The organism is Streptomyces sp. UNOC14_S4, assembly GCF_020740835.1.
GTDB lineage: Bacteria > Actinomycetota > Actinomycetes > Streptomycetales > Streptomycetaceae > Streptomyces.
The window spans coordinates 1-21,550 of sequence record NZ_JAINFC010000072.1; the positions used below are offsets into that span (position 1 = coordinate 1).

Genomic DNA, 21,550 nt, shown 5'->3' on the forward strand with positions numbered 1-21,550 from the left:
GCACCCGTTCCCGGGCCTGTTGCCCCTTCGGCGTCAGCCCGCCTCCCTGCGCGTACCTCATGAACACGGCATACCGCAGGGATCACGAGCCGTCACGACCAGCCGCTATCGCGAGTTCAACCTCAGTATCAACCGTGGGGCCAGATTCCCCTTCCGCCGATACGCTGACCAGGGCCGGAGTGATCTCAACCACCTTTGCAATAGGGGGAATTGAACGCATGAACGGTGAGCCGGTGAGCTGGGGACGAGCCCTCGGCCAGGAGATCAAGTTCGCGCGGCTGGCACGCGGGTGGTCGCAGCACCAGCTCGCCGACGAGATGCACTTCAAACAGCCCTACATCAGCAGCATCGAATCGGGGCGCCAGCTCGCGTCCGCCAACTTCGCCGAGCAGGCCGACAAGGTATTCGGCACGCCTGGCATCTACACGCGCATGCAGAAGCGATCCAAGTACGACCGGCACCCGGTGTGGTTCGTCCCGTATCTGGAGCTGGAGCGGCAGGCGCTGGCGATCTGCGACTACTCGGTGCTGTTCGTCATGGGGATGCTCCAGACCGCCGAATACGCGGAGGCCGTATTCCGATCCGCGCGTCCGCGTGAGAATCCGGCAGAAATCCGGAGGCTCGTGGAAGAACGAATGCAACGGCGCCGACTCTTCGAGAAGGACAACCCGCCGTCGTTGTGGGTGATCCTGCAAGAGGCGGCCCTGCGGTCAAGCGTGGGAGGCGCGGACGTCATGCGGGGCCAGCTCCAGCACCTGCTCACAGCCTCGGAATCACCGCACATCACCATCCAGGTCTTCCCCTTCGGCGCGGGCACTCCAGCGCGGGGCAGGCCGTTCGACGTGATGACACGACCAAATGGAACCGAGATCCTGTACCAGGAGACCTACGGCCGGGGGACGGTCGACGACTCAGCCGACGTGGTTGCGGAAGCACGCGCCGCGTACGACCGTCTGCGCGCCAATTCCCTGTCCCCCGCCGCGACTCAAGTCCTCATCCGACATGTTCTGGAGGAGTACAACCATGCGCAACACACCGGGCCCGATATGGACGAAGTCCAGCTACAGCGGGAGCAACGCCGGGCAATGCCTGGAATGGGCCAAGTCGAGCTACAGCGAGGGGGACGCCGGCCAATGCGTCGAATGGGCCCCCGCACCCGCCCCTTCCACCGGCGCCATCGCGATACGTGACAGCAAGAACCCCGGCCCAGGCCTCATACTCCCGCCGACCACCTGGTCGGCACTCGTCGGCAGGCTGCGCCCGTAGAGCTGTCCACGGCTCGGCCGCCGCCCCAGCCCGACCGTGGGGGCCCGGCGGCTCAGCTGGAAATCCTGCGAATGTCACCGAGGGTGGCCATACTGGTACGCATGCCAGCCGAGACCAACAAGGCTCCGGTCTTCACCACCACCTACCGCGGGGAGCTGATCCACGTCCCCGCCACCATCAAAGCCGTGCGCGAGTTCCTGCCCGAAGGGCGGCGTCAGGCGTTCACCGAGGCCGCCGAGAACACTCCGGTCGAAAACCTATCCGAACTTCTCGCGGAGTGGCTGTGGGACGCCCTCTCCGACGACCCCGAGGCGGCAGAGACCGTCGCACGGGTCAAGAGCGGCGATCACGTCGACACCACCACCCACGAGGACTTCATGACCAAGCGTGGGCTGAGTGAGGACACCGCCGCATGAGCAAGCGTTTCGCCCTCGAATACAGCGAGCAGGCGTCCCGTACTCTCGACGACGTCCTGAAGAACAACCCTGATCGCTTCCGACAGATCGTGGCCGCTTTACGTGCGTTCGCCGACAACCCGTTTGCCGCGGGCGCACCGCAACTCGACCGCAACGGGCTCGCCAAGCTCCATCAACGCGGCCTGTTCAAAGCCGAATGCTTCGTCGCAGGAAGCCCGGAGCTAGGTGGCGCCGTAATCACGATCAAACTGCTGCACATCCCGGGCTGACCGCAGACGACTCACTTCGCGGCGATGGGGCAGACCACGCCCGCAAAGCCGTTGTGCCTGGCGGACGCCTCCCGCACCCGCCAGGCCCGCCCTCTCAGTCCTCCTCCGCCTCCCCGTTCCACGCGCGCTTGAGGCGCTCCCACAGGCCCGGCCGTCGCTCGGGGCTCGGGTTCGGCGTGGCAGGCGGCGGGTTCGAGCTGTCGTCGTCGCTCATGGCGCTCCCTCGATCACAGTTGGCACGGCCATGATTTCGGAGCCCGGGCGCGGTCGACAGGCAGAACTGACGTGCGGGGGCGCCCCCGCACGCGGGGTCGTCACAACTCCTGTGCCGTCGGGCGGAGCAGGAGTTCGTTGACCGCCGCGTGGGCCGGTTGCGTGACCATGAAGACGACCGCGCGGGCGATGTCGTCCGCCCGCAGCCAGTCCTCCTGCGGCATGCCGCCCATGACCAGCTCGCCCATACCGCCCGCCGTCATCTCCGTGGCGGTCACGCCCGGTTCGACCAGGCCCACGCGGACGCGGCGGCCGGTGACCTCCTGGCGGAGGGCCTCGCTGAAGGCGACGACCGCGTGCTTGGTCGCCGAGTAGACGCTGTTGTTGCGGCGGGGGACGCGGCCCGCCACCGAGCTGACGTTGACGTCGAATGGGCCCCCGCACCCGCCCCTTCCACCGGCGCCGTCGCGATACGTGACAGCAAGAACCCCGGCCCCGGCCTCATACTCCCGCCGACCACCTGGTCGGCACTCGCGGCGGGCTGCGCCCCTGGGCAGGGGCTCAGGCCGGGGAGTCCTCGTTGGCGCAGGTCAGCCAGGACCGGGTGATCGTCCTTGCCTCGTCCGCCTGTTCCGGGGTGACGACGCCCTCCATGTCCGGGCCGCGCCCCAGGAAATCCCTGACGCGCTCGCGCTCATCGGCGCTGACCACCCAGACGGACGAGGTGGAGGACCCGTCGTCATGCCAGTCGAGCACGCTCAAGGTATGCCGGTGGGTCATCGCGTCCTCCCCGCGCCTCGGTAACGGGATGCTCAGAGCGGCCTGACGTTCTCGGCCTGCGGCCCCTTCTGGCCCTGGGTGACGTCGTACTCCACCTTCTGGTTCTCCTCCAGGGAGCGGTACGAGCCCGGACCTGCCTCGATCGCCGAGAAGTGGACGAAGACGTCGGGGCCGCCGTCGTCCTGCTCGATGAAGCCGAAGCCCTTCTCGGCGTTGAACCACTTGACCTTGCCTGTAGCCACGGCCCCTCCTGGAGGGTGAGGGCGGCGTCCTGCTGACAGCAGCGGACATACCGGTAGAAACGACTTACCGATCCCACGGTATCGCCGACGCCCCGGCCCCGCGCGTCGGCAGAACTCGTAGCGCAGGATCCGCCCACAGCACCCACATGGCCGCCGTTCCAGCCCGGCAGTGGAGGCCCGGCGGCCAGACCTGAGATCCTGCGGACACCACCGGGACCCGGCTACCGTGGGAGCCCCGTCAGCCGAGGAGCAGGCACGTGCCCAAGACCTTCACGATGCACATGACCGGCGGGACGGTCCAGGTACCGGCGACCATCACCGGCATCCGCCAGGCCCTCCCCGAGGAACTGCGCGACCGGTTCACCACCGAGGCGGAGAACGCCGACGCGGACGAGCTGCACATGCTGCTGATGTCGTGGGCGATGCGTATCCCCACCGCGCACGATCAGGACGAGGAAGACGCCGTCGCCCGGCTCAAGGCCGGAGACCTCACGGGCGTGGTCTTCGCCGACGAACTCGACGACGCGTACAGGAGCGCCGGTTGAGCGCCTACCGGGTGGCCTACACCAACGAGGCCAGGGCAGGCCGTGACGCGCTCTCGGCCGAACACAGGAAACTCTTCGACACCGGGGTCGGCAGAATCGCCCGTGACCCGTACGGGTGCGGATCGACCCCGGCGAGCGGAAGCCGCGACCGGCGGGACGCCGCGATCGGCTCGGTCGCGTTCATCCGGTACGAGGTCAGCCCTGCTGTGGTCATCGTGACCATCCTGCGCGTCATCCACTGACCATGAGCAACCCGATGGGCGGCCGTCACAGCTCCTGTGCCGTCGGCCGGAGCAGGAGTTCGTTGACCGCCGCGTGGGCCGGTTGCGTGACCATGAAGACGACCGCGCGGGCGATGTCGTCCGCCCGCAGCCAGTCCTCCTGCGGCATGCCGCCCATGACCAGCTCGCCCATGCCGCCCGCCGTCATCTCCGTGGCGGTCACGCCCGGTTCGACCAGGCCCACGCGGACGCGGCGGCCGGTGACCTCCTGGCGGAGGGCCTCGCTGAAGGCGACGACCGCGTGCTTGGTCGCCGAGTAGACGCTGTTGTTGCGGCGGGGGACGCGGCCCGCCACCGAGCTGACGTTGACCAGGTCGGCCACCCCACGCGGGCCGTTCGCCGCCGCGCTGAGCAGGTGGGGCAGGGCGACCTGCGACGTGTGCAGGACGGCGGTGAGATTGAGGTCGACCAGCCGCCGCCAGTTGTCCGGGTCGCTCTCCTCCACCGCGCCCCGCGCCATGAAGCCGGCGCCGTTCACCAGGACGTCCAGCCGTCCGAGGCGGCGGGACACGCCCTCGACGGCGCCCCGGGCCTGCTCCGGATCGGTCAGGTCCGCCGTGTGGACGACGACGCGCGTGGCGCCGTCCCCGTTCTCCTCGCGGATCGCCGCAGCCAGCTCCTCCAGCCTCTCCGCACGGCGCGCGACCAGCCCGACCGCCGCGCCCTGCCCGGCAAGGGCGCGGGCCGTGGCCGCGCCGATCCCGCTCGACGCGCCCGTCACCAGCGCGGCACACCCCGACAGCGGTCTTCCGTTTGTGTCCACCTCCACCACGTACCCGTACGCGTTACCCCGAAGCCCACCGCCGCCCGGCATTCAGGTGACGTGACGGCTCGTCGCGCTTCGCGGAACGGTGAGCCGTAGGGCCTATCCCGTTCGTGCCTGCCCCGTACACGTCCCGAACGGCGCTCCCTCGGCCAGACTCCCCCTGCCGAACGCGTCGTTGACGGCCTTCGCGAACTCCGACGCCGCGACGAGCGACGCGCTCCCGTCCACGGTGATCTCGGGCGGCGTCTCGGACGTCAGCTTCGGGTCGAGCCGCGCGGGGTCCGGATACCCGAACACGGCCATCCGGGTGCCGGACGGCGTCGTCGGCGTCTTCACGACGTACGTGAACCCGTCCAGCGGCGCGGTCAGTTCCGGCTCCGACAGCTCGACGGTGTGCCCCTGCGCGTCGGTGAGGGTGAACCCTCCCGTACCGGCCGCCGTATAGCTCACGGCCTGCGCGAACCGCGCGGGGTCCAGGGCGAGCGCCACCGGGTCACCCGCGACGTTCAGCGTCCCGGTGACATCCGACAGCGCGTAGGACGAGGGCACCGAGCCCGGCGTCGCGGGCCGCATCGCGACCCCCGCCTTGTGCCAGGTCACCGTGCACTCGGCCACACCGCCGACGATCGGCAGCGAGAGCGTGTCGAACGCGAACGCCATCCGCGCGAGCGCCTGCGCGGCCACGACGGCCGCGACCGCGACACCTCCCAGCACCATGGTCCGTGGCCGGGGTGTCCCAGGTTTTCGCCGCACGGCGGTCTCCCCTCGTAAAGGTGGAGCGAACAGATCTCCTCCACCGTCCGCCGCACCCCGTCCGCCCGCACCCCCGGTCCGCCGAACGTGCGACCGGAGGTGGTGAAGCGAGCGCGTGACCTCCTTTGGCGCTAACGGCCCGGAACAGGCCAGGAGGGCCCCTCGGGAGTGCCCGCCCAGATCCGGTCGCCCGCACGCGTCACGGTGACGCCCAGGTCCGTGAGGGCCGGGCGTCCGGCCTCGCTCCAGGCCGCGACGGCCGCTTCCGCCTCGTCCAGAAGGCGGCGTCCGCCCCACTGCCGACCACGGCCGTCCTGCTTCCACGCCGCCCACGACGCGCCGTCCTTCGCCTCGAACCACCATGTGCTCTTGCCGAAGGCCACAGCGACGTCCGGGACGAGCACGTGGAAGAGGAACTCGGCGGCGAGCTCTCCGTCGAGCGGCGCCAGGTCGGTGTCCGTGCGGCGGCGCTCGGCCTCGGGGAGGGTCGCGTCGATCGTCTCGCGCATGTCCGGGCGGCCCGTGCCGCGCTGGCCGCGCAGGGTCATGAACGACATGGCGTCCACGACCGGTCCCGTGGCACTGCCGCGATCGTCGGCGACGGTGAGGCGAGGAAGGGCGAGCCCTCGATACGGGGTGAGGATCACGCCACCGGGGGCTGTCTGCCGGACCCAGGCCCAGGGGACGCGCATGGCCGACGCCGTCGCGAGCACTCGGTCGTAGGGAGCGCCGGGGGGCCAGCCGTGTTCGCCGTCGCCGTGTATGACACGTACGTCGGGAAGCCCCGCATCGCTGAGATTGCGGCGCGCGCGGGCCGCGAGCGCGGGGTCGATCTCCAGGGTGGTGACCCTACGGGCCTCGGTGCGGTGGGCCAGCAAGGCACAGTCGTAGCCGGTGCCCGTGCCGATGTGCAGCACCTTGTGCCCGGGTTCGAGCCCGAGGTGGGAGAGCTGACGGGCGACGACGCGCAACGAGGACAGCGACGAGGACAGCCAACGGTCCTTCGCGCTGGCAGGTGCTTCGGCACCGACGCCGTCGTCGACCTGTGTGATCAGCGCCTGGTCATGACGGTAGACGGCCCGCGCCCAGGCAGCCGGGTCGGTATCGCGGTCGACGAGGGGGTACAGGCCGTCCTGACCCTGGCCCTTGTCCGAGAGCCACACTCTGGACGGCGCGAACGCCTCCCTCGGCACCGTCCCGACCGCGTCACGAACCCAGTCGGCGCCGAACTGCCCGGAGTTCTGGAGGGCGACGACGCAGGCGCGGCGGAGCGTGGTGAAGTCGATGGTGGTGGTCATCGGCGGAAGGGCGCGTCACCGTCATCGGTGGACCGATCGTTCTCGTAATCGCTGACGCGGTCGCGGTCCTGGCTCTGATCCCATTCGCGGTCGTCGTCGGATGGTTCCTGGTTGTCGTCCCGTCCGCCCATGGCACACCGCCCATCGTCGTTTTAGGGAGTGACCGCAGTGTGACAGTCGCACGCTTCCGCAGCCAGACCCCCTCCCTGAGGCGCACGGTCCGGCACCGGTTCCGTGATCAAGATCCTGGCGTGCGCATCCCCCGCCGGTCAGGATGAGGGCCGCGCGTACGCACGTACCGCACACGTACCGCTCGACGAAAGAAGCCGCCGCATGGCCGTCATCCACCGCACCACCGTCGCCCCGTCCAAAGAGGAGATGCTCACCGCCTGGCTGCCCACCCGGAGCTGGTACCGCGGCAGTGGGAGTCCGGAGTTGAAGCGGGTGGGTGGGTTCCGGCTGGACGATCCCGAGGGGGAGGTCGGGATCGAGTTCATGGTGATGACCGACGTGGCGGACGCCGAGCCGGTCACCTATCTGTGCCCGCTCACGTATCGCGGCGCCCCGCTGGAAGGGGCCGAGGACGCCCTCGTCTCGACGATGGAGCACGGTGTGCTCGGCGACCGGTGGGCGTACGACGGCTGCCACGACCCGGTGCTGGTCGCTGAGCTGGTCGCCCTGATCGAGGGCCGCGCACAGGCGCAGGCGCAGAGCGTCAGCGACACGCCCGACCACGAGATCGGCCGCTCGTTCGCGGGTACGGGGCCGCTGCCGGTGGGTTTCGAGGTGGCCGACGGCCGTGACGGTACGGAGCTGGCCGGTCCCGACGGCTTGACGGTCCGCGTCCACCGTGTACTGCGGCACGGCGACGACGCCTGCCCCGCCGACGCCATGGGGCACGTCGCAGGCCACTGGTCCCTTCCGGACGGCACCCGCACCCGGGGGGTGTTCTTCTCCCTGCGCCGCTGAGCACAGGCCCATCGGCGGCGCGAAAAGGGGGCGTGCGGCTAAGCGATGCGCCCCCTGAAGCACCTTGCAGGGACGGGATTTCGCCACGATTCTCGAGTGAGACGGCGCACTCGGGGCGCGCCCGTCATCGGGGGAGGCGCGGCCATGGCCCGGAACAAGGTCGTCCAGGTGCGTATCGAGGACCGGATTCTCTGGATAGGCGGCGCGGCCTATCCCGTGCAGAACATAGCCGTCGCGATGACGGTCGAGTACGTGCCCCGGCGCATGGCGGCGATCGTGCGCTTCCTCTCCTCCATGGCGATCCTGCTCGCGGTGCTGGTGCTCCTCGCGAGGACGAACATCCCGCACAGGTACGGATACGGATACGGGTACGGCACCCTGGTGCGGCCCGTCGCCCTGGCGCTGGTCGCCTTCTTCGCCTTCAGGATGCTCCGGGTGCTGTTCATGAGAACGCGCTACGCGGTCTACATCGGCACGTCGGGAAGCCCCTTCGCCGTGCTCGGCAGTACCGACGAGCGGGAAATGCGCGAAATCGTCGACCAGGTCGCCAAGGCGATCAACAACCCGGAAGCCAGGTATCACACCACCGTCACCAACATCCTCGGCGACGTGATCTCCGGCGACAAGGTATTCGGCGACAAGTTCAAGGTCTTCGGCGAGAACAACATGGGAAAGCAGGTGGGCGCATGACCGGCAGCGGTGGCGACTACGTCGGCGGCGATTACGTCGGCGGCGACAAGTTCACCGTCCACGGGCACGACAACGTGGGAAAGATCCAGAACCAGTATCAACAGCAGCAGGACCCCCGGGACGCCCTCGTCGCCGCCGTCACAGCGCTGCGCGGCCGCGTCCCGGACGAGGACCGCCGCATCCTCGACGACGCCCTGCGCGTGGTCCGGGCCGGGCGCGCGGCGGAACCGGGCGCCCTGCGCCGGGCGCTGCGGAGCATCGCCGGGGTCGCCGCGGTGGTCGGGGAGATCGGCGCCCCCGTGACCGCGGCGGTGCACCAGGTCGCGGCGCTCTTCAACTCCTGATCCCCCCGTGCATACGTCGCCTACGTCGTCGCCACGCGCACCGAGATGCCCGCCAGCATCGTCCCCATCACGTACCGCTGCATCCGCAGCCACCGGGGCCGCTGCTTGAGGAAGCTCGCGATGGAGCCGGCCGATACGGCGATCAGGCCGTTGACGGTGACCGCGACGGCGATCTGGGTGAGGCCCAGGAGCAGGCTCTGGAGCGGCACGGAGCCCTGGTCCGGGTCGACGAACTGCGGCAGCACCGAGATGTAGAGGATGGCGATCTTGGGGTTGAGCAGGTTGGTGACGAGCCCCATGGTGAAGAGCTTGCGCGGCGGGTCCGGCGGCAGCGGCTGCGGGTCGAAGGCCGAGACGCCGCCGGGCTTGAGCGCCTTCCACGCCAGATAGGCGAGATAGACGGCACCGGCCAGCTTCACCGCCGTGTAGACGGCGGGCACGAGCGCGAAGAGGGTCGCGATCCCCGCGATGGCGGCCAGCAGATAGACGAAGAAGCCGACGGCGACCCCCAGCAGCGATATCAGCCCGGCCCTGCGGCCCTGGGTGACCGATCTGGACACCAGATACATCATGTTGGGGCCCGGGGTGAGGACCATGCCGAGCGCGACGGCCGCCATGCCGATGAACGCGTGCAGGCTGATCATGCGGTTCCTTTCCTGGCTGACAGACGATCCCGTCATTCAACCGCAGCGCATTCCAGGGCGAATTGGTCGGCTGTGGCCAGAATGGACTTCTCCACCTCGTGAGTTGTGCCGCCGCGGAAACGGAACCGGGCCCCCACATGCTCGTATCCGCCGGCCTTCGGCAGCACGTAGCCGACCCGCGGCACCACCTGCGCGTAGAGCGCCGGGCCCACGGCGGACGGCAGCGTCGTGCCGACGACCTCGCAGGGCGCGGGCACGGGCGAGGGCACGAGCAGCCAGCCGCCGGTACGGCCGGCGGGCAGCTCGGCGAGTTCGGGGCGCCGCCCGAGCTGGACGGCGACCGCGGCGGCCATCAGGTCGACGCCGTGGACCTCCCGCCACACGAACGGGATCTCCGCGCCACCCACCCGGCAGCCCGCCTCCAGGAACGTGATCCGCGGCGCGCCGCCTGCCTTGCCGTCCGTCTTGCCATCCGTCTCGGTGCCCGCCTCGGTGCCCGCCTCGGTGCCGACGAAGGCCTCCAGGTGGAAGACCCAGGGGTGGCGCCCGCCGAGCACCTTGGCCACCGCGGCCACGAACGCGCCGAGCGGCCCGAGCAGGGCGGGGTCGTCCTCCTCGACGGAACCGAGGCTCTGGCCGTGCGTGAAGCCGGCGCACGTGTTGACGTAGCGGGAGGCACGCCAGGGCCCGAGCTCCGTGCCGGTCCACAGGCCGTCGAGGTGGAAGACCGGGTCCGGGCAGAGGGTCTGGACGATCCGGTCCTCGGGGTCGAGGGCGTCCAGCGCGGCGAGGTCGTCCGCCGAGTCCATGCGGATCACGCCCCGGCTGGCCGTGCCGCGCCGCGGCTTGACGATCACGGGCCAGCCGTAGGCGTCGGCGAACTCCCGTACGGCGGCGGGGCCCGGGGCGTCCGCGAACGCGGGCGTGCCGATGCCCGCGGCGGCCACGATCTCGGTCATGGTGAGCTTGTCGCGGAAGCGCGCGAGCTCCATCGGCGTCTGCCCGGGACAGCCGAGGTGGGCGCGCAGCAGGGCGGCGGTGTCGAGGTCGCCCTCGTTGAGCGCCACGACCCGCTCCGGGGTGCCGAAGCGCACGGAGAGGGTGTCGGCGGCCTCCTTGACCTGGCGGAGGTCGTCGGTGGCCCGCACGGTGACGATGCCCGCCGCGCTCTCGGGGACGGACGCCCGGCCCAGTGCGGTGGTCACGTAGGTGACGCGGTGCGCTCCGTGGTCGACGTAGTCCTCGTACAGCGCGTACCGGTCGCGCCACCGGTGGATGACCAGGATGTGGTCGGTCACGGCTGTTCCCCTCTGGCTTGGTCATGAACGCTGCGGACGGCATAGGTGGCGGTGAGCACGGCGGCGCGGGCCGAACCCAGGGCCTCGTGCGCGGCGTCGAGATCGTTCCCGGGCAGACTGCCGACTACGGAGGTGGCGCACTCGATCAGGTGCAACGCGACACGGACCAGGTGGTCCGCGTCGCTTCCCGAGCCGTAGCCGTCGGCTACGGCCTGGTGGGCGGAGGCGAGCAGTTTCGCTGCGCTGGCTGCGCTTGCGTTGGTGCTGTGCACGGTTCTCCTGTCGTTCGGTTGCGCCTACCGGGGTGCGTCTTGCGCTGCGCGCGCGGCCGCAGGTCCGGTGGGGGCTTGTCGCGCAGTTCCCCGCGCCCCTTAAAAGCCGGGGCTTCGCCCCGGGGCCCGGTCTGCGCACCCTTTACGGGCCGCGGGGCGAAGCCCCGGGCTTCAGGGGCGCGGGGAACTGCGCGGCCGGCCACAACGCGCCCGCAGCCGCGCGCGGAGCGCAAGAGGCACCCCGGTGGGCGCAGCGGGGTCCGGGGCGGAGCCCCGGGGGAGGGTCAGCCCACGTGGAAGTGGATGCGTTCGTTGATGGCGTCGCACTTCGCGACGGCATCGTCCGCATCGAGACCCGTGGCGATGACATAACCCGACGTGCAGTCCGCCACCGTCAGCAGCGGCGGCACCTCGTCCCCGGGGCTCTTCTGGATGACGACGGCGACCTCGTCGCCCCGGAGCTCGTCCAGGTAGGGGAGGAAGACGAGCGGGACCTCGCCCTTGGGGAGCTGTCGGACGGTGATCGCGAGGTCCTCCTCGACCTCGACGGAGCGCACGGTGCCCGGGTCCGGGGTGAAGAAGCGGACCGCGGCGCCGCCGATCGGGTCCGGCGAGGTCTCGGGGATCGTGTCGATGCCGAGCGGCACGGTGAGGAAGTAGCGGTTGAGGTCGTGCCCGAAGGCGCGGCGTACGAGTTCGGGGGCGCCGCTGCCCGCGAGGCGGGCGTGGGACTCCAGCACCCGGGGCCCGTTCGGGGTGAGGACGAACTCGCTGTGCGAGGGCCCCTCGGTCAGGCCGACCGCGTCCAGCAGGCGCGGGGTGAGCTCGCGCAGCTCCGTCAGCCACGGCACCGCGACGCGGCTCGGGGTGGAGACCTCCCACTCCACGAACCGGTCGTTCATGCGGTACTCGGAGTAGCCGATGGGCACATGGCGTCCCCCGTAGGAGATGGAGTCCACGCTGACGACGGGCCCCTCCAGGAACTCCTCCGCGATGGGCGCGGCGATGCCCGCCGCCTGGAAGGCCGCCCAGGCGGCCGGGATCTCGTCCGCGTCCGCGATGCAGTGGATGTGCAGGCTGGCGACGCCGTCCACCGGCTTCAGCACGATCGGCCCGCCGACCTCGGCGAGGAACTCCGCCGCCTCCTCCGGGCCGTGCACCATGCGGTACTTCACCGGGCTCAGGTCGTGCTTCGCGAGCAGCTCGCGCGTGAGGGCCTTGTCCTTCAGGGCCCGGGCCGTGTGCTCGGAGACACCGGGCAGGCCGAGGGCGTCCACGACGTGCCCCGTGGACTCGGCGGCGGGTTCGGTGGTGGTGATCACCCGGTCGAACGGCCGCTCCTCGTGCAGCGGGCGCAGCACCTGGAGGATCGCCGGGCCGTCGGCGATCGAGGCGACGTGTACGATGCGCTCGGTGTGCACGGCGATCGCCTCGTCGTACGCGCCCTTCTCATGGACGAGCACGACATCGATCCCGAGCTCCTTGGCCCCGGCGATGGGGGCGGGACGGCCGCCTATGACTGCTACGCGGAACTTTCGCGACATGGGAACTCCTTGACGATGACGGAAGGGTTCGCGCCCCGTCAGGGGCGCGGGGCTGTGTTGTATTTGCGGCTCCGCCGCGTGGGCGCGACCAGCCACAACGGACCCGCAGTCGCGCACGGCGAACAAGAGGCACCCCGGTAGGCGCCCCGGCAGGCGCTAACTCGCGTAACAGCGCCGCAACCACCGCGCCGCAACCACCGGATGCGGGCTGAAGGCCCGCCTGCGGTGCAGCACCCGGTAGTTGTCGAAGACCATGAAGTCGCCCTCGTCGAGGACGAGCCCGGTCGACGGGATGGTCGTGAGCATTTCCTGGAACGCCTCCAGGGCGAGCGAGGCGTCGTCGGTCAGGGCGCGGGTGGTGCCCTGGTCGTAGCGGATGCGGTGGCGGCCGTCGGGGCCGGTCTCCAGCAGTGGGGTGTGTTCCAGGGGGCGTTCGGTGGCCTCCGGGTCGTTGGAGGCGGGGGCGCCCACGGTGAAGTGCGGGCTCTCCAGCAGCCGCCGGTGCCAGGAGTCGAGGCCCTCGGCGACGCCCTCGACGGGGGTCAGCTCGGTGGGTACGCGCTCGTGGTTGCGGACGGCGTAGAAGGAGAGGTAGCGGGGGACGAACAGGCGCGGGTCCGAGCCCGGTTCGCCGAACGGCAGGTGGGGGTTGTCGGAGTGCCAGAAGAACTCCGAGTCGGCGCCCCACGAACTGGTGGTGCCCGCGGCCTCCGGGTTGGGCACCACATTGCGGATGAGGCGGCCCTTGTTCTCGTAGCTGACGGCGAACGGCGTGGTGCCGAGGAGCCGGAGCAGCCCGAAGTGCAGGGCGTTGACCACGGCCAGGGCGGGCTCGTCGCCGTAGCCGGTGACCGGGGTGGGCGGGAAGTCCTGCCCCGGCAGATTGGTCAGGAGCAGCGCGTGGGAGCCGCCGACCGGGAAGGTCTCCAGGGCGTCCAGGAGCAGCCCGGGCAGCACGGCGCGCAGCGCGTACGCGCCGACGCCGGCCAGGATCGCCGCGTCGGCGTCCGAATCCAGCTCGCTGTCCCGGAGGCGTTCGGTGATCTCCTTGCCGAGCACGTCCCGGACACCGTCGCCGAGACGGTACCGGGGCAGTCGCACACCGCCTGTCATCGTCGTCTCCGATCGGTCATTCACGGCCCGCGACGGGAGTCCAATAACTCCGCGCCCGCGGGTCCTTGTGTCGGGCGAGCGGGTCGCGCGTCATCCGCATCACGATGCCGACGGGCGTGACCACCAGGTAATAGAGCAGAAAGAGCAGGGGCTTGGGCACAGTCCTGTTTCCTTTCGAGGATCCGTTTCGGGAGGGCGCGCGACGGCTCAGGTGGCTGCGCCCCTCAGGGGCGCGGGGAACTGCGCGAGCAACCACACACAACCGGCAGCCGCCATGCGACAACGCGCCCCGAGCTCATAGGCGAAACCGCGCGGAGCGCAAAAGCGCTCAGTCCAACGGAATGTCCTCACGCCAGTCCCGCGCCTCCACCCACTCCGGCTGTTCTTCCTTCCGCAGCAGGAAATTGCCGACGGCCAGCACATCGATATCCGTCCGCATGAAGCACACATACGCGTCGGCCGGCGTATTCACGATCGGCTCCCCGCGCACGTTGAAGGAGGTGTTGACGAGGACCGGGCACCCGGTCTCCTCCTTGAACGCGGTGAGCAGCCGGTGGTACGGCGCGTTGTCGTGCTCGGAGACGGTCTGCACGCGCGCGGACGAGTCCACGTGCGTCACCGCCGGGATCGTCGAGCGCTGCACCTTGAGCAGGTCGAGCCCGGCCGCGTCGCCCTCCGCCGCCTCGATCCGCTGTGCCTCGGCGATCTGTGTGACCACGAGCATGTAGGGGCTCTTCTGTTCCAGGTCGAACCAGTCCTTCGCCTCCGCGTCGAGGACCGAGGGCGCGAACGGCCGGAAGGACTCCCGGAATTTGATCTTCAGGTTCATCGCGGACTGCATCTCCGGCGAGCGCGGGTCGCCGAGGATCGACCGCGCGCCGAGCGCCCGCGGGCCGAACTCCATACGGCCCTGGAACCAGCCGACGATCTTGCCCTCGGCGAGGGTGCGGGCGACCTGCCGTGCCAGCTCGCCGGGTTCCAGGCGGGTGTACGGGACGCCCTTGCCGTCCAGGTAGGCGGCGATCTCGTCGTCCCCGTACGCCGGGCCGAGCAGCGAGCCGGACATGGCGTCCTGGCCGGAGCCGAGGTGGGCGCGGGAGACACCGCGCTCGTGGGCGACGGCGAGGGCGGCGCCCAGCGCGCCACCGGCGTCACCGGCGGCCGGCTGGATCCACACCTCGTCGAAGATCCCCTCCTGGATGATCTTTCCGTTGGCGACGCAGTTGAGGGCGACGCCGCCCGCGAGACAGAGCCGGGACTCACCGGTCCGCTCGCGCGCCGTGCGCGCCAGCTTGATCACCACCTCCTCGGTGACCTGCTGCACCGACGCCGCGAGATCGAACTCGCGCTCCGTCAGCGGCCCTTCGGGCGAGCGGCGCGGCCCGCCGAAGAGCTTCTCGAAGCCCTTGCCGGTCATCACCTGGCCGCGCAGGTACGCGAAGTACGCCATGTTCAGACGGAACGAGCCGTCCGGCTTGACGTCGATGAGCCGCTCGCGGATCAGCCGGGCGTAGCGGGGCCTGCCGTAGGGCGCGAGGCCCATGAGCTTGTACTCGCCGGAGTCGACCTTGAAGCCGCAGAAGTAGGTGAAGGCCGAGTAGAGCAGGCCCAGCGAGTGCGGGAAGCGGATCTCCGCGACCGGCTGGAGCTTCCGCCCCCGGCCGTGCCACAGGGTGGTGGTGGCCCACTCGCCGACGCCGTCGATGCACAGCACGGCCGCGGACTCGTAGGGGCTGGGGAAGAACGCGGACGCCGCGTGGGACTCGTGGTGCTGCCGCACCTTGATCTCCGGGACGATCTCCGGGGTACGGCCCCGCCCGAGGCCCGCGAGCGCGTCGCGCACGGTGCCGACGGTGTTCCGTTTCCAGGAGAGCCACTCGGGGAGCGTCGCCTCGAAGGAGGCGAAGCCGTGCGGCGCGGCGCCCGCGAACGTGGCCAGCACGCGCCGGAACTTGAGCTTCGGGTCCTCGTAGTAGGCGACGGCGGAGACGTCGGCCAGGGTGACGCCCGCCTCGCGCAGGCAGTACGCGACGGCCTGGGCGGGGAAGGCCGAGTCGTGGCGGCGGCGGCTGAAGCGCTCCTCCTGCGCGGCCGCGACGGGCACGCCGTCCGCGACCAGCGCGGCGGCGCTGTCGTGGTAGTAGGCGGAGACGCCCAGGACCAGTTCGGACATGCCTGTCCTCCTTGAGGGTGGTCAGCAGGGTCAGCGGGTCAGCGGGCGCCGGGCACGAGGCGCGCCCGGAGTGCGACGTGGCGGGCGGCCTGGCGGGCGGCTTGACGGGCCAGGAAGCCGGTCGGCGGGTTGAGCGAGCGGTAGCCCGTACGGACCCGCTCCCAGATCTCGGCGCGGCCGCCGCGCGGAGCGCCCGCCGGGACGCCCGCCGGGACGCTCGCCATATAGGTGTCGACGGCGTCGGCGGCCCAGGCGGAGTGCCCGGTGGAGACGTTGTCGATCGTGTTGTGGATGTCGACGAAGCGGGTGCTGAACCCGTACTTCTGGAAGGCCATACGGGCCCGCCGGTAGGTGCCGCCCACGCCGGACAGCTCCATCGCGACGTTCAGGCCCAGCACCTCGGGCAGGAACGTCCGCGGGAAGCGGCCGACGCACAGCCAGTACACGGGCAGCTCGAACGAGGCGTCGCGGAAGCCGGGCCAGCGGGCGAACTCGCGGGAGCCGGTGGGCGGCAGCAGCACGTCCATCTCCGCGAGCACCTCGCGGTAGATCAGCGGGTGGTTGAGCTTCTCCTCGCCGTTGCCGAGCTCGTCCCAGTACGTCTCGAAGAGGGAGAAGCCGATCTCGGAGGAGGCGTGCTCGTAGTCGGTGAAGCCCTGGAGCCAGCTGCCGTCGATCAGGGTGAGCGGGGCGAGCTGGACGGTGTCGTCGACGAGCGCGTCGCGGTCGGGCACCGGCACCTCCAGGCCCGCCTCGAACTCCTGCCCGTGCCGGTCGTGCTGCTCGGCCAGCCAGGGCCGCAGCCCGGCCGGGCTCCACACGGCGGGCAGCTGCCGCTCCGCCCGGCCCAGGCCGTGCCGGGAACGGGCGAGCCAGCCGCGGACGTAGGCGAGGGCCCAGGCGCGCAGCGCGGGCGTGTCCGCGCGGGTGGTGAGCATCCAGTACGCCTCGCGCAGGTCGGCCGGGGCGCGGCCGCCGGACAGCGGAGTGGACAGAGACGGGAGGCGTAGGGGCGTGCCGTGCCGCTCGACCACCGGCAGGGCGCTCCCGCCGTCACCGTCGGGCGGCAGGGAGTCGATCCAGCGGCGGATGACGGCCAGGTCCTCGGGGGCGAAGACGCGGAACATCGGTCCCCGCTCGCCGACGAGCCCGCCCACGAGCGAACTGCGGTCGGAACGGCCGGGCTTGACGAGCCTGCTGCGGGCGAGGACGCCCAGCAGCGGGCCCGGATCGGTCCGCGCCTGTGCGAGCCAGTCGGAGAGTGAGCGGCCCTCGACGGGGTAGTCGTGGTGGTAGACGGCGCCTTCGCGGGCGCGCAGTCGCATGAGCTCGCCCATCTCGTGGGCGGGGTCGCGGGAGGCGTCGAGCTCGGCGAGCAGCTCGGCGCTCCAGGCGCGCAGCGCGGCCAGCGCCCAGGCGAAGCCGCCCCGGACCCGGGCCTGCGCGTCGCGGTCGGTGCCGGCCGTGATCAGCGCGTCGACGGCCGCGCGGGAGAGCTCCAGCCCGGTGGGCCCGCCCCCGGCGCGGGCGGTGCCCGGGTCGAGGAGTGCCCAGTCGGCGGCGTCCGGGTGCTCGTCCCGCACGATGCCGAGCGGGGGCAGCAGGCCCACGTGCCGCAGGCACAGGTCGGCGCCGAGGATCTCGGGCCGGAAGTCGTCGGGCCTGCGGCTCATGGCGAGGAGCAGGGCGGGCACGCGGAAGGCCGCGTCACCGATCCGCGGGTCCTGCGCGAGGCGGGCGGCGGGCACGGCGTGCTCGGAGAGCAGGAGCCTGCGCAGCAGCGCGAGGTAGCCGCTGCCGCGCGAGGCGTTGGGGTGCCCGGCGCCCACGTCCGTGGCGTACGTGGTCAGCGCGCGCAGGGCCACGGGCTCGTCGGCGTTGCCGGGCGCGCTCAGCCACTGGAGCCAGGCGCCGGACAGCAGGGCGAGCGGGGCGCAGCCGAGGGCCGCGCGGCGCGTCAGGACGTCCCGGCCGGCGGGGTCGTCCGCGGCACCGGCGCGCAGCGCGGCGTAGCGGGCGCGCTCCTCGTCGGCCCAGGCGCGGGCCTGCGCGGTCAGTACGTCCATCTGCTCGGGGCGGTCCGCTACGGCGTTGCGCAGCTCTGCCCGTACCTCCTCCAGGAAGCGGCCCCCGGGCAGGACGCACTCCGGGTCCGCGGCGCGTACGTAGACGTCGCGGGCCGCGTCCGTCTCTGCGCCCGTTTCCGCGTCCGTTTCCGCTTTCACGGGCGCCGTCGTCCGTCTCTGCAACCTCTTGCCTCCTCTCCGGAGTTCTCGGCGACCGTGGTCAGAACATGGGGTAGATGGAGGCGTCGTTCTTCTTCTTGGCCTTGCGGCGGAACAGCTTGTCCAGGATCTTGCGCAGCACTGCGGCACGCCCTCTCGGTCTCGGTACGGGAAGGGGCTCAGGAGAGCCCGATGGTCTCGGCGAGGACGCGGCTGACGAGGTCGGCACCGAAGTCCGTGTAGTGGAAGCGGTCGACGAAGAGCCAGTCGTCGCGCGTGATCGCCTCGGCGAGCGGGGGGTTGAGGTCGAAGAACCGCAGCCCGGCCTTGTCGCAGGCCGCGCTCAGGGCGTCCGCGAAGGCGCGGCCCGCGCTCAGGGCGCCGATGTCGCCGTAGAGGCCCTCGAACGTGCCGACCTTCGAGATCCGGTCGAGCTCGTCGAAGAGCAGCTTCTCCTGGCGGGCGGGCTCCTCGCGCAGCCAGGTGGCCATGGGCTGGAGGACGTACGTGACGCGCGTGTCGGGACCGGCGAGGCGCCGCAGCCCCTCCAGGTGGCGGACGGTGTACTCGACGGCGGTGTCGATCAGTTCGGCCACCGGGCGCTTCGGCTCGTCCGGGCGGGCGGGCCCACCCTTGTCGGCCCCGCGGTCGCCGCCGCGCAGGAAGCCGCGGGGCGAGGGCTTGCGGCTTCCCGCGCGGATCTCGTCCATCGCGTCGAAGTACTCGTTGCAGAAGAAGAACGCGCCGTGCTCGCCGCGCTGCCACGAGGGCAGGGTGGCGAGGGTGAGGTTGTTGAAGCCGGTGAAGACGACGAGCTCTTCGATCTCCGGCAGGAGGTGGCGGTGCAGGGCCAGAAGTGTCAGCTCCTGGGCCGAGTTGTAGCTGCGGCCCGAGAAGTTGAGCCACGGGGCCGAGGGGGCGTGCGCGGACCACAGGCGGGAGGGCATGGTGGTCGCGTCGCTCGTGGAGCCGATGCCCAGGACGGTGGAGGCGCCGACGAGCAGGTTGACCGGGCCCTGCGGCACGGTGCCGCCGACGGACGCCCGCTGCCCTGCGGGGCCGTGCGAGAACCGGAACCCCAGCCGGTCGGTGTTGATCACCTCCGAGCGGTAGTCCGCCCGCCCGAAATACATGACATAGGGCAGGTAATTGGTCTCGCCACGGTCGTGGAAATCGTCATACTGAAGCACTTGCGGGGTCAGGACTTCACGGTGCAGCTTCACGGAACTCTCTCCTGTCGCCGGGGGTCTCCCGGGTGATACGGGGCCGATGTTCCGGTGTACCGGGATCAGGTATTCCGGTTTTCCGGTACCAGGCCTTCCGGTGGGCTATTCGGTCAGCCGCCCCACGCGGAATCGCCTGGAGTCACCTGAATCTCGTGGTGCATTCACTCTCCCCAACTCGCGGCATTCCGGCGATATTTGCTCCGGTGCGGAACAACCGCGACCCTAGCCACAGAGCCATATGCCTTAGCACCCCTGAATGGCATCATGATCACGTAGTGCGGAAACACGAAGGGGGAACACATGTGCATCAGTCAGAAGCAAAGCGATGAAAACGGTCGCACTGAGGTCTGTCACCCCGGCATGGAGTACTACCGGCAGGCGCTGATCCAGGGCACCGCACCGGCTCCCGCGCCCGATTGTCTGCTCGCACTGGGCCTTCTGCGCCCCTCACCCGACGCACCCGACACCTACGCACCCGTCCCGCCGGACGTGGCGCTCTTCGACAGGGCACGCCCCATCGAGCGCGCCATCCTCAACCAGCAGCACCGGCTCGCCTCCATGCGCGTCTCCGTCTCCCGACTGGAGACCGTCTACCAGGAGGTGCAGCAACGAACAGCTCCCGTACGGCAGATCGTCGGCGAGAGCGCCATCAGCGCCGCCCTGGAGAAGGCGGTGCGCTCCTGCCGCCACGAGCTGATCACCATGCAGCCCGGCGGCGGCCGCGACCCCGACCTGCTCGCCGAAGCACTCGGCCGCGACCTCGCGCTGTGCGCCCGCGGGGTACGGCAACGCACCATCTACCAGCACGCCGTGCGCGCCCACGGCCCCACGCTCGCCTACATCGAGCGGATCAGCGAGGCGGGCGCGCAGGTCCGCACCGTCGACGAGGTCATCGACCGCCTCATCGTCTGCGACCGCAGGATCGCCTTCATCCCCGGCCACGAGTCGCGCCGCACGGCCGCGCTCGTCATCCAGGACCCGGGCGTCACCCAGTACCTGCTGAAGAACTTCGAGTACGTATGGGAGCGCGCCAGCCCCGCGTGCGACGAGGGCGGGCGAGGCGACGTGCACAGCCCCGAGGTGCTCACCCACGCGACCCGGCGGGCCGTGCTGGAGCTCGTCGTACGCGGCCACACCGACGAGGTGATCGCCGCCCGGCTGGGCATCAGCACGCGCGCCGTGTCCGCCCACGTCAAGAAAGCCGCTGACATGCTGGGCAGCCGGGGCCGTGCCCAGCTCGGCTACCTCATCGCCCGCGCGGGCCTGCTGGACGACGCGCCGGACACGAAGTCCGCCGCCTAGAGACCACTCTCACGCCTCACGAGGAACCACGACACATGATCACCGAAAGCGTTCTCCCCAACGGCAAGACCCTGGACATCCACACGCCGGACGGCGCCGACGCCACGGCGGCCCTGCCCACTCTCCTGCTCTGGCACGGCATAGGGCCCGACGAACGGGACATCCTGCGCCCCGTCGCGCAGGCCGTGGCCGCCGCCGGAGCGGTCGTCCTCGTACCGGACTGGCGCTCCGACGAACCGGACGGCGGCCGCGCGCACCTGCTCTGCTCCCTGGGCTACGCACAGGAGAGAACCGGAATCGGCCCACTCGTCGTCGCGGGCTGGTCGGCCGGCGCGGGCGCGGCGGTGGGTCTGGCGACCAGGCCCACCGCGAACGGGTGGCGTCCGTCCGCGGTCGTCGGTATCGCGGGACGCTACGACGTCCCCGCCCGTACGACGGGTACGGCCCCGCTCGACGACCTGGCGACCCGCTCGGTCGACGTCGACGCCGACCCGATCCCCGTCCACCTGGTCCACGGCACGGAGGACGTCCCCGTGGACATCCGCTGCTCCCGCGAGTTCGCCGCGGCCCTGGGCGGCCACGGCTGGCCCGTCGACCTGGAAGAACCCGCCTCCGACCACGCGGGCGTCATCATGGGCGCGTACGACCCGGCCGTGCGGCGGATCGTCCCCAGCGGGTCCGCTGCGGCGGTGGCGGGCGGCAAGGCGACGGTGGCAGCGCTGCTGACGGCGCTGTCCCTGCCGCTGCTGTAGCCCCGTCTGCGGGCCGGTGGGGCTTCTCGCGCAGTTCCCCGCGCCCCTTGGGTGGTCTGTGGACCGGGGGCGAGGCCTCCGGCCGGAACCTGAAACGCGGTGCGTGCGGGTGCTTCGAAATGGGAGCCGTGATTCATGCACCGTCGTTTCAGAACCCGCCCTCCGGCCC

26 protein-coding genes and 1 pseudogene are annotated in these 21,550 nt (G+C 71.0%); 12 read left to right on the forward strand and 15 right to left on the reverse strand.

What is annotated here, in order from left to right; genetic code table 11:
* The first annotated feature begins 218 nt into the window (after positions 1-218).
* The 4 genes and pseudogenes from K6I34_RS09415 to K6I34_RS09430 all read left to right on the forward strand — a co-directional run bounded on the left by K6I34_RS09415 (position 219) and on the right by K6I34_RS09430 (position 1,951).
* A complete protein-coding gene (locus tag K6I34_RS09415; protein WP_308293983.1) occupies positions 219-1,190 on the forward strand; it encodes a helix-turn-helix transcriptional regulator in 972 nt (323 codons plus the stop codon).
* A pseudogene (locus tag K6I34_RS38605) lies at positions 1,150-1,266 on the forward strand (DUF397 domain-containing protein); the annotation flags it as partial. The gene K6I34_RS09415 and the pseudogene K6I34_RS38605, both read left to right, overlap by 41 nt.
* A 101-nt stretch (positions 1,267-1,367) precedes the next feature.
* Entirely contained in the window at positions 1,368-1,682 is a 315-nt protein-coding gene (locus tag K6I34_RS09425) for a hypothetical protein (protein ID WP_229324156.1), read from the forward strand.
* Positions 1,679-1,951, forward strand: a complete 273-nt coding sequence (locus K6I34_RS09430) for a hypothetical protein (protein WP_229324158.1) — start codon at positions 1,679-1,681, stop codon at positions 1,949-1,951. The genes K6I34_RS09425 and K6I34_RS09430 overlap by 4 nt, the downstream gene beginning before the upstream one ends.
* Before the next feature lie 314 nt (positions 1,952-2,265).
* Here the strand turns inward: K6I34_RS09430 and K6I34_RS09435 are convergent, their stop codons facing one another.
* Positions 2,266-2,574 (reverse strand): SDR family NAD(P)-dependent oxidoreductase, encoded by a 309-nt coding sequence (locus K6I34_RS09435; RefSeq protein WP_229324160.1) that lies wholly within the window; start codon positions 2,572-2,574, stop codon positions 2,266-2,268.
* Here K6I34_RS09435 and K6I34_RS09440 point away from each other — a divergent pair.
* A complete protein-coding gene (locus tag K6I34_RS09440; protein WP_229324162.1) occupies positions 2,521-2,772 on the forward strand; it encodes a DUF397 domain-containing protein in 252 nt (83 codons plus the stop codon). The genes K6I34_RS09435 and K6I34_RS09440 overlap by 54 nt on opposite strands.
* Here K6I34_RS09440 and K6I34_RS09445 read toward each other — a convergent pair.
* Positions 2,726-2,944, reverse strand: coding sequence for a hypothetical protein (locus tag K6I34_RS09445; RefSeq protein WP_229324164.1), 219 nt, complete (start codon positions 2,942-2,944; stop codon positions 2,726-2,728). The genes K6I34_RS09440 and K6I34_RS09445 overlap by 47 nt on opposite strands.
* Positions 2,945-2,976: 32 nt before the next feature.
* On the reverse strand, positions 2,977-3,186 hold the full coding sequence (locus K6I34_RS09450; protein WP_229324166.1) for a cold-shock protein: 210 nt from the start codon (positions 3,184-3,186) through the stop codon (positions 2,977-2,979).
* A gap of 257 nt (positions 3,187-3,443) precedes the next feature.
* Here K6I34_RS09450 and K6I34_RS09455 point away from each other — a divergent pair, with 257 nt between their 5' ends.
* Positions 3,444-3,731 carry a hypothetical protein gene (locus tag K6I34_RS09455; RefSeq protein ID WP_229324168.1) on the forward strand — a complete coding sequence of 96 codons (288 nt, stop codon included), beginning with the start codon at positions 3,444-3,446 and terminating at the stop codon, positions 3,729-3,731.
* Positions 3,728-3,973 (forward strand): hypothetical protein, encoded by a 246-nt coding sequence (locus K6I34_RS09460; RefSeq protein WP_229324170.1) that lies wholly within the window; start codon positions 3,728-3,730, stop codon positions 3,971-3,973. Before K6I34_RS09455 ends, K6I34_RS09460 begins: the two co-directional genes overlap by 4 nt.
* 25 nt (positions 3,974-3,998) lie before the next feature.
* Here K6I34_RS09460 and K6I34_RS09465 read toward each other — a convergent pair whose 3' ends face one another.
* The 3 genes from K6I34_RS09465 to K6I34_RS09475 form a co-directional block, all read right to left on the reverse strand.
* Positions 3,999-4,781, reverse strand: coding sequence for an SDR family oxidoreductase (locus tag K6I34_RS09465; RefSeq protein WP_229324172.1), 783 nt, complete (start codon positions 4,779-4,781; stop codon positions 3,999-4,001).
* 96 nt (positions 4,782-4,877) lie between these two features.
* On the reverse strand, positions 4,878-5,495 hold the full coding sequence (locus K6I34_RS09470) for a hypothetical protein (RefSeq protein ID WP_229324174.1): 618 nt from the start codon (positions 5,493-5,495) through the stop codon (positions 4,878-4,880).
* 167 nt (positions 5,496-5,662) lie between these two features.
* Positions 5,663-6,829, reverse strand: coding sequence for a methyltransferase domain-containing protein (locus K6I34_RS09475; protein WP_229324176.1), 1,167 nt, complete (start codon positions 6,827-6,829; stop codon positions 5,663-5,665).
* Between the two features lie 333 nt (positions 6,830-7,162).
* Here K6I34_RS09475 and K6I34_RS09480 point away from each other — a divergent pair, with 333 nt between their 5' ends.
* The 3 genes from K6I34_RS09480 (at position 7,163) to K6I34_RS09490 (ending at position 8,832) form a co-directional block, all read left to right on the forward strand.
* Positions 7,163-7,798, forward strand: coding sequence for a 1,4-alpha-glucan branching protein (locus K6I34_RS09480; protein WP_229324178.1), 636 nt, complete (start codon positions 7,163-7,165; stop codon positions 7,796-7,798).
* 144 nt (positions 7,799-7,942) lie between these two features.
* Positions 7,943-8,488 carry a DUF6232 family protein gene (locus K6I34_RS09485; protein WP_229324179.1) on the forward strand — a complete coding sequence of 182 codons (546 nt, stop codon included), beginning with the start codon at positions 7,943-7,945 and terminating at the stop codon, positions 8,486-8,488.
* Complete coding sequence (locus tag K6I34_RS09490) at positions 8,485-8,832, forward strand: hypothetical protein (RefSeq protein ID WP_229324181.1); 348 nt, start codon at positions 8,485-8,487, stop codon at positions 8,830-8,832. The genes K6I34_RS09485 and K6I34_RS09490 overlap by 4 nt, the downstream gene beginning before the upstream one ends.
* A gap of 20 nt (positions 8,833-8,852) precedes the next feature.
* Here K6I34_RS09490 and K6I34_RS09495 read toward each other — a convergent pair whose 3' ends face one another.
* The 9 genes from K6I34_RS09495 to K6I34_RS09535 form a co-directional block, all read right to left on the reverse strand.
* Positions 8,853-9,476 carry a LysE family translocator gene (locus K6I34_RS09495; RefSeq protein WP_229324183.1) on the reverse strand — a complete coding sequence of 208 codons (624 nt, stop codon included), beginning with the start codon at positions 9,474-9,476 and terminating at the stop codon, positions 8,853-8,855.
* A 32-nt stretch (positions 9,477-9,508) separates the two neighbouring features.
* Positions 9,509-10,774 carry an acetyl-CoA carboxylase biotin carboxylase subunit family protein gene (locus K6I34_RS09500; RefSeq protein WP_229324185.1) on the reverse strand — a complete coding sequence of 422 codons (1,266 nt, stop codon included), beginning with the start codon at positions 10,772-10,774 and terminating at the stop codon, positions 9,509-9,511.
* Positions 10,771-11,046 (reverse strand): hypothetical protein, encoded by a 276-nt coding sequence (locus K6I34_RS09505; RefSeq protein ID WP_229324187.1) that lies wholly within the window; start codon positions 11,044-11,046, stop codon positions 10,771-10,773. Before K6I34_RS09505 ends, K6I34_RS09500 begins: the two co-directional genes overlap by 4 nt.
* Positions 11,047-11,330: 284 nt before the next feature.
* Positions 11,331-12,590 carry an ATP-grasp domain-containing protein gene (locus K6I34_RS09510; RefSeq protein WP_229324189.1) on the reverse strand — a complete coding sequence of 420 codons (1,260 nt, stop codon included), beginning with the start codon at positions 12,588-12,590 and terminating at the stop codon, positions 11,331-11,333.
* Between the two features lie 156 nt (positions 12,591-12,746).
* Positions 12,747-13,727: a TauD/TfdA family dioxygenase gene (locus K6I34_RS09515; RefSeq protein ID WP_229324190.1), complete on the reverse strand. Its 981-nt coding sequence runs from the start codon at positions 13,725-13,727 to the stop codon at positions 12,747-12,749.
* Positions 13,720-13,863, reverse strand: coding sequence for a hypothetical protein (locus K6I34_RS09520; protein WP_229324192.1), 144 nt, complete (start codon positions 13,861-13,863; stop codon positions 13,720-13,722). The genes K6I34_RS09515 and K6I34_RS09520 overlap by 8 nt, the downstream gene beginning before the upstream one ends.
* A 168-nt stretch (positions 13,864-14,031) precedes the next feature.
* Complete coding sequence (locus K6I34_RS09525) at positions 14,032-15,876, reverse strand: carbamoyltransferase (protein ID WP_229324194.1); 1,845 nt, start codon at positions 15,874-15,876, stop codon at positions 14,032-14,034.
* A gap of 38 nt (positions 15,877-15,914) precedes the next feature.
* A complete protein-coding gene (locus K6I34_RS38610; protein WP_229324196.1) occupies positions 15,915-18,101 on the reverse strand; it encodes an iron-containing redox enzyme family protein in 2,187 nt (728 codons plus the stop codon).
* 179 nt (positions 18,102-18,280) lie between these two features.
* Entirely contained in the window at positions 18,281-19,324 is a 1,044-nt protein-coding gene (locus K6I34_RS09535) for an Inducer of phenazine A (RefSeq protein ID WP_229324198.1), read from the reverse strand.
* Positions 19,325-19,687: 363 nt separating this feature from the next.
* Between K6I34_RS09535 and K6I34_RS09540 the strand changes: the two genes are divergently transcribed.
* Together K6I34_RS09540 and K6I34_RS09545 are read left to right on the forward strand one after the other, a co-directional pair.
* Positions 19,688-20,629: a LuxR C-terminal-related transcriptional regulator gene (locus tag K6I34_RS09540; RefSeq protein WP_229324200.1), complete on the forward strand. Its 942-nt coding sequence runs from the start codon at positions 19,688-19,690 to the stop codon at positions 20,627-20,629.
* Positions 20,630-20,664: 35 nt separating this feature from the next.
* Positions 20,665-21,381: an alpha/beta hydrolase gene (locus K6I34_RS09545; RefSeq protein WP_229324201.1), complete on the forward strand. Its 717-nt coding sequence runs from the start codon at positions 20,665-20,667 to the stop codon at positions 21,379-21,381.
* Positions 21,382-21,550 lie beyond the last annotated feature (169 nt).

Coding starts and splice junctions, on each gene's coding strand:
- K6I34_RS09495 (WP_229324183.1), bottom strand. CDS start 9,476: ATGATCAGCCTGCACGCGTTCATCGGCATGGCGGCCGTCGCGCTCGGC.
- K6I34_RS09545 (WP_229324201.1), top strand. CDS start 20,665: ATGATCACCGAAAGCGTTCTCCCCAACGGCAAGACCCTGGACATCCAC.
- K6I34_RS09490 (WP_229324181.1), top strand. CDS start 8,485: ATGACCGGCAGCGGTGGCGACTACGTCGGCGGCGATTACGTCGGCGGC.
- K6I34_RS09445 (WP_229324164.1), bottom strand. CDS start 2,944: ATGACCCACCGGCATACCTTGAGCGTGCTCGACTGGCATGACGACGGG.
- K6I34_RS09415 (WP_308293983.1), top strand. CDS start 219: ATGAACGGTGAGCCGGTGAGCTGGGGACGAGCCCTCGGCCAGGAGATC.
- K6I34_RS09475 (WP_229324176.1), bottom strand. CDS start 6,829: ATGACCACCACCATCGACTTCACCACGCTCCGCCGCGCCTGCGTCGTC.
- K6I34_RS09540 (WP_229324200.1), top strand. CDS start 19,688: ATGGAGTACTACCGGCAGGCGCTGATCCAGGGCACCGCACCGGCTCCC.
- K6I34_RS09425 (WP_229324156.1), top strand. CDS start 1,368: ATGCCAGCCGAGACCAACAAGGCTCCGGTCTTCACCACCACCTACCGC.
- K6I34_RS09510 (WP_229324189.1), bottom strand. CDS start 12,590: ATGTCGCGAAAGTTCCGCGTAGCAGTCATAGGCGGCCGTCCCGCCCCC.
- K6I34_RS09480 (WP_229324178.1), top strand. CDS start 7,163: ATGGCCGTCATCCACCGCACCACCGTCGCCCCGTCCAAAGAGGAGATG.
- K6I34_RS09525 (WP_229324194.1), bottom strand. CDS start 15,876: ATGTCCGAACTGGTCCTGGGCGTCTCCGCCTACTACCACGACAGCGCC.
- K6I34_RS09430 (WP_229324158.1), top strand. CDS start 1,679: ATGAGCAAGCGTTTCGCCCTCGAATACAGCGAGCAGGCGTCCCGTACT.
- K6I34_RS09485 (WP_229324179.1), top strand. CDS start 7,943: ATGGCCCGGAACAAGGTCGTCCAGGTGCGTATCGAGGACCGGATTCTC.
- K6I34_RS09470 (WP_229324174.1), bottom strand. CDS start 5,495: ATGGTGCTGGGAGGTGTCGCGGTCGCGGCCGTCGTGGCCGCGCAGGCG.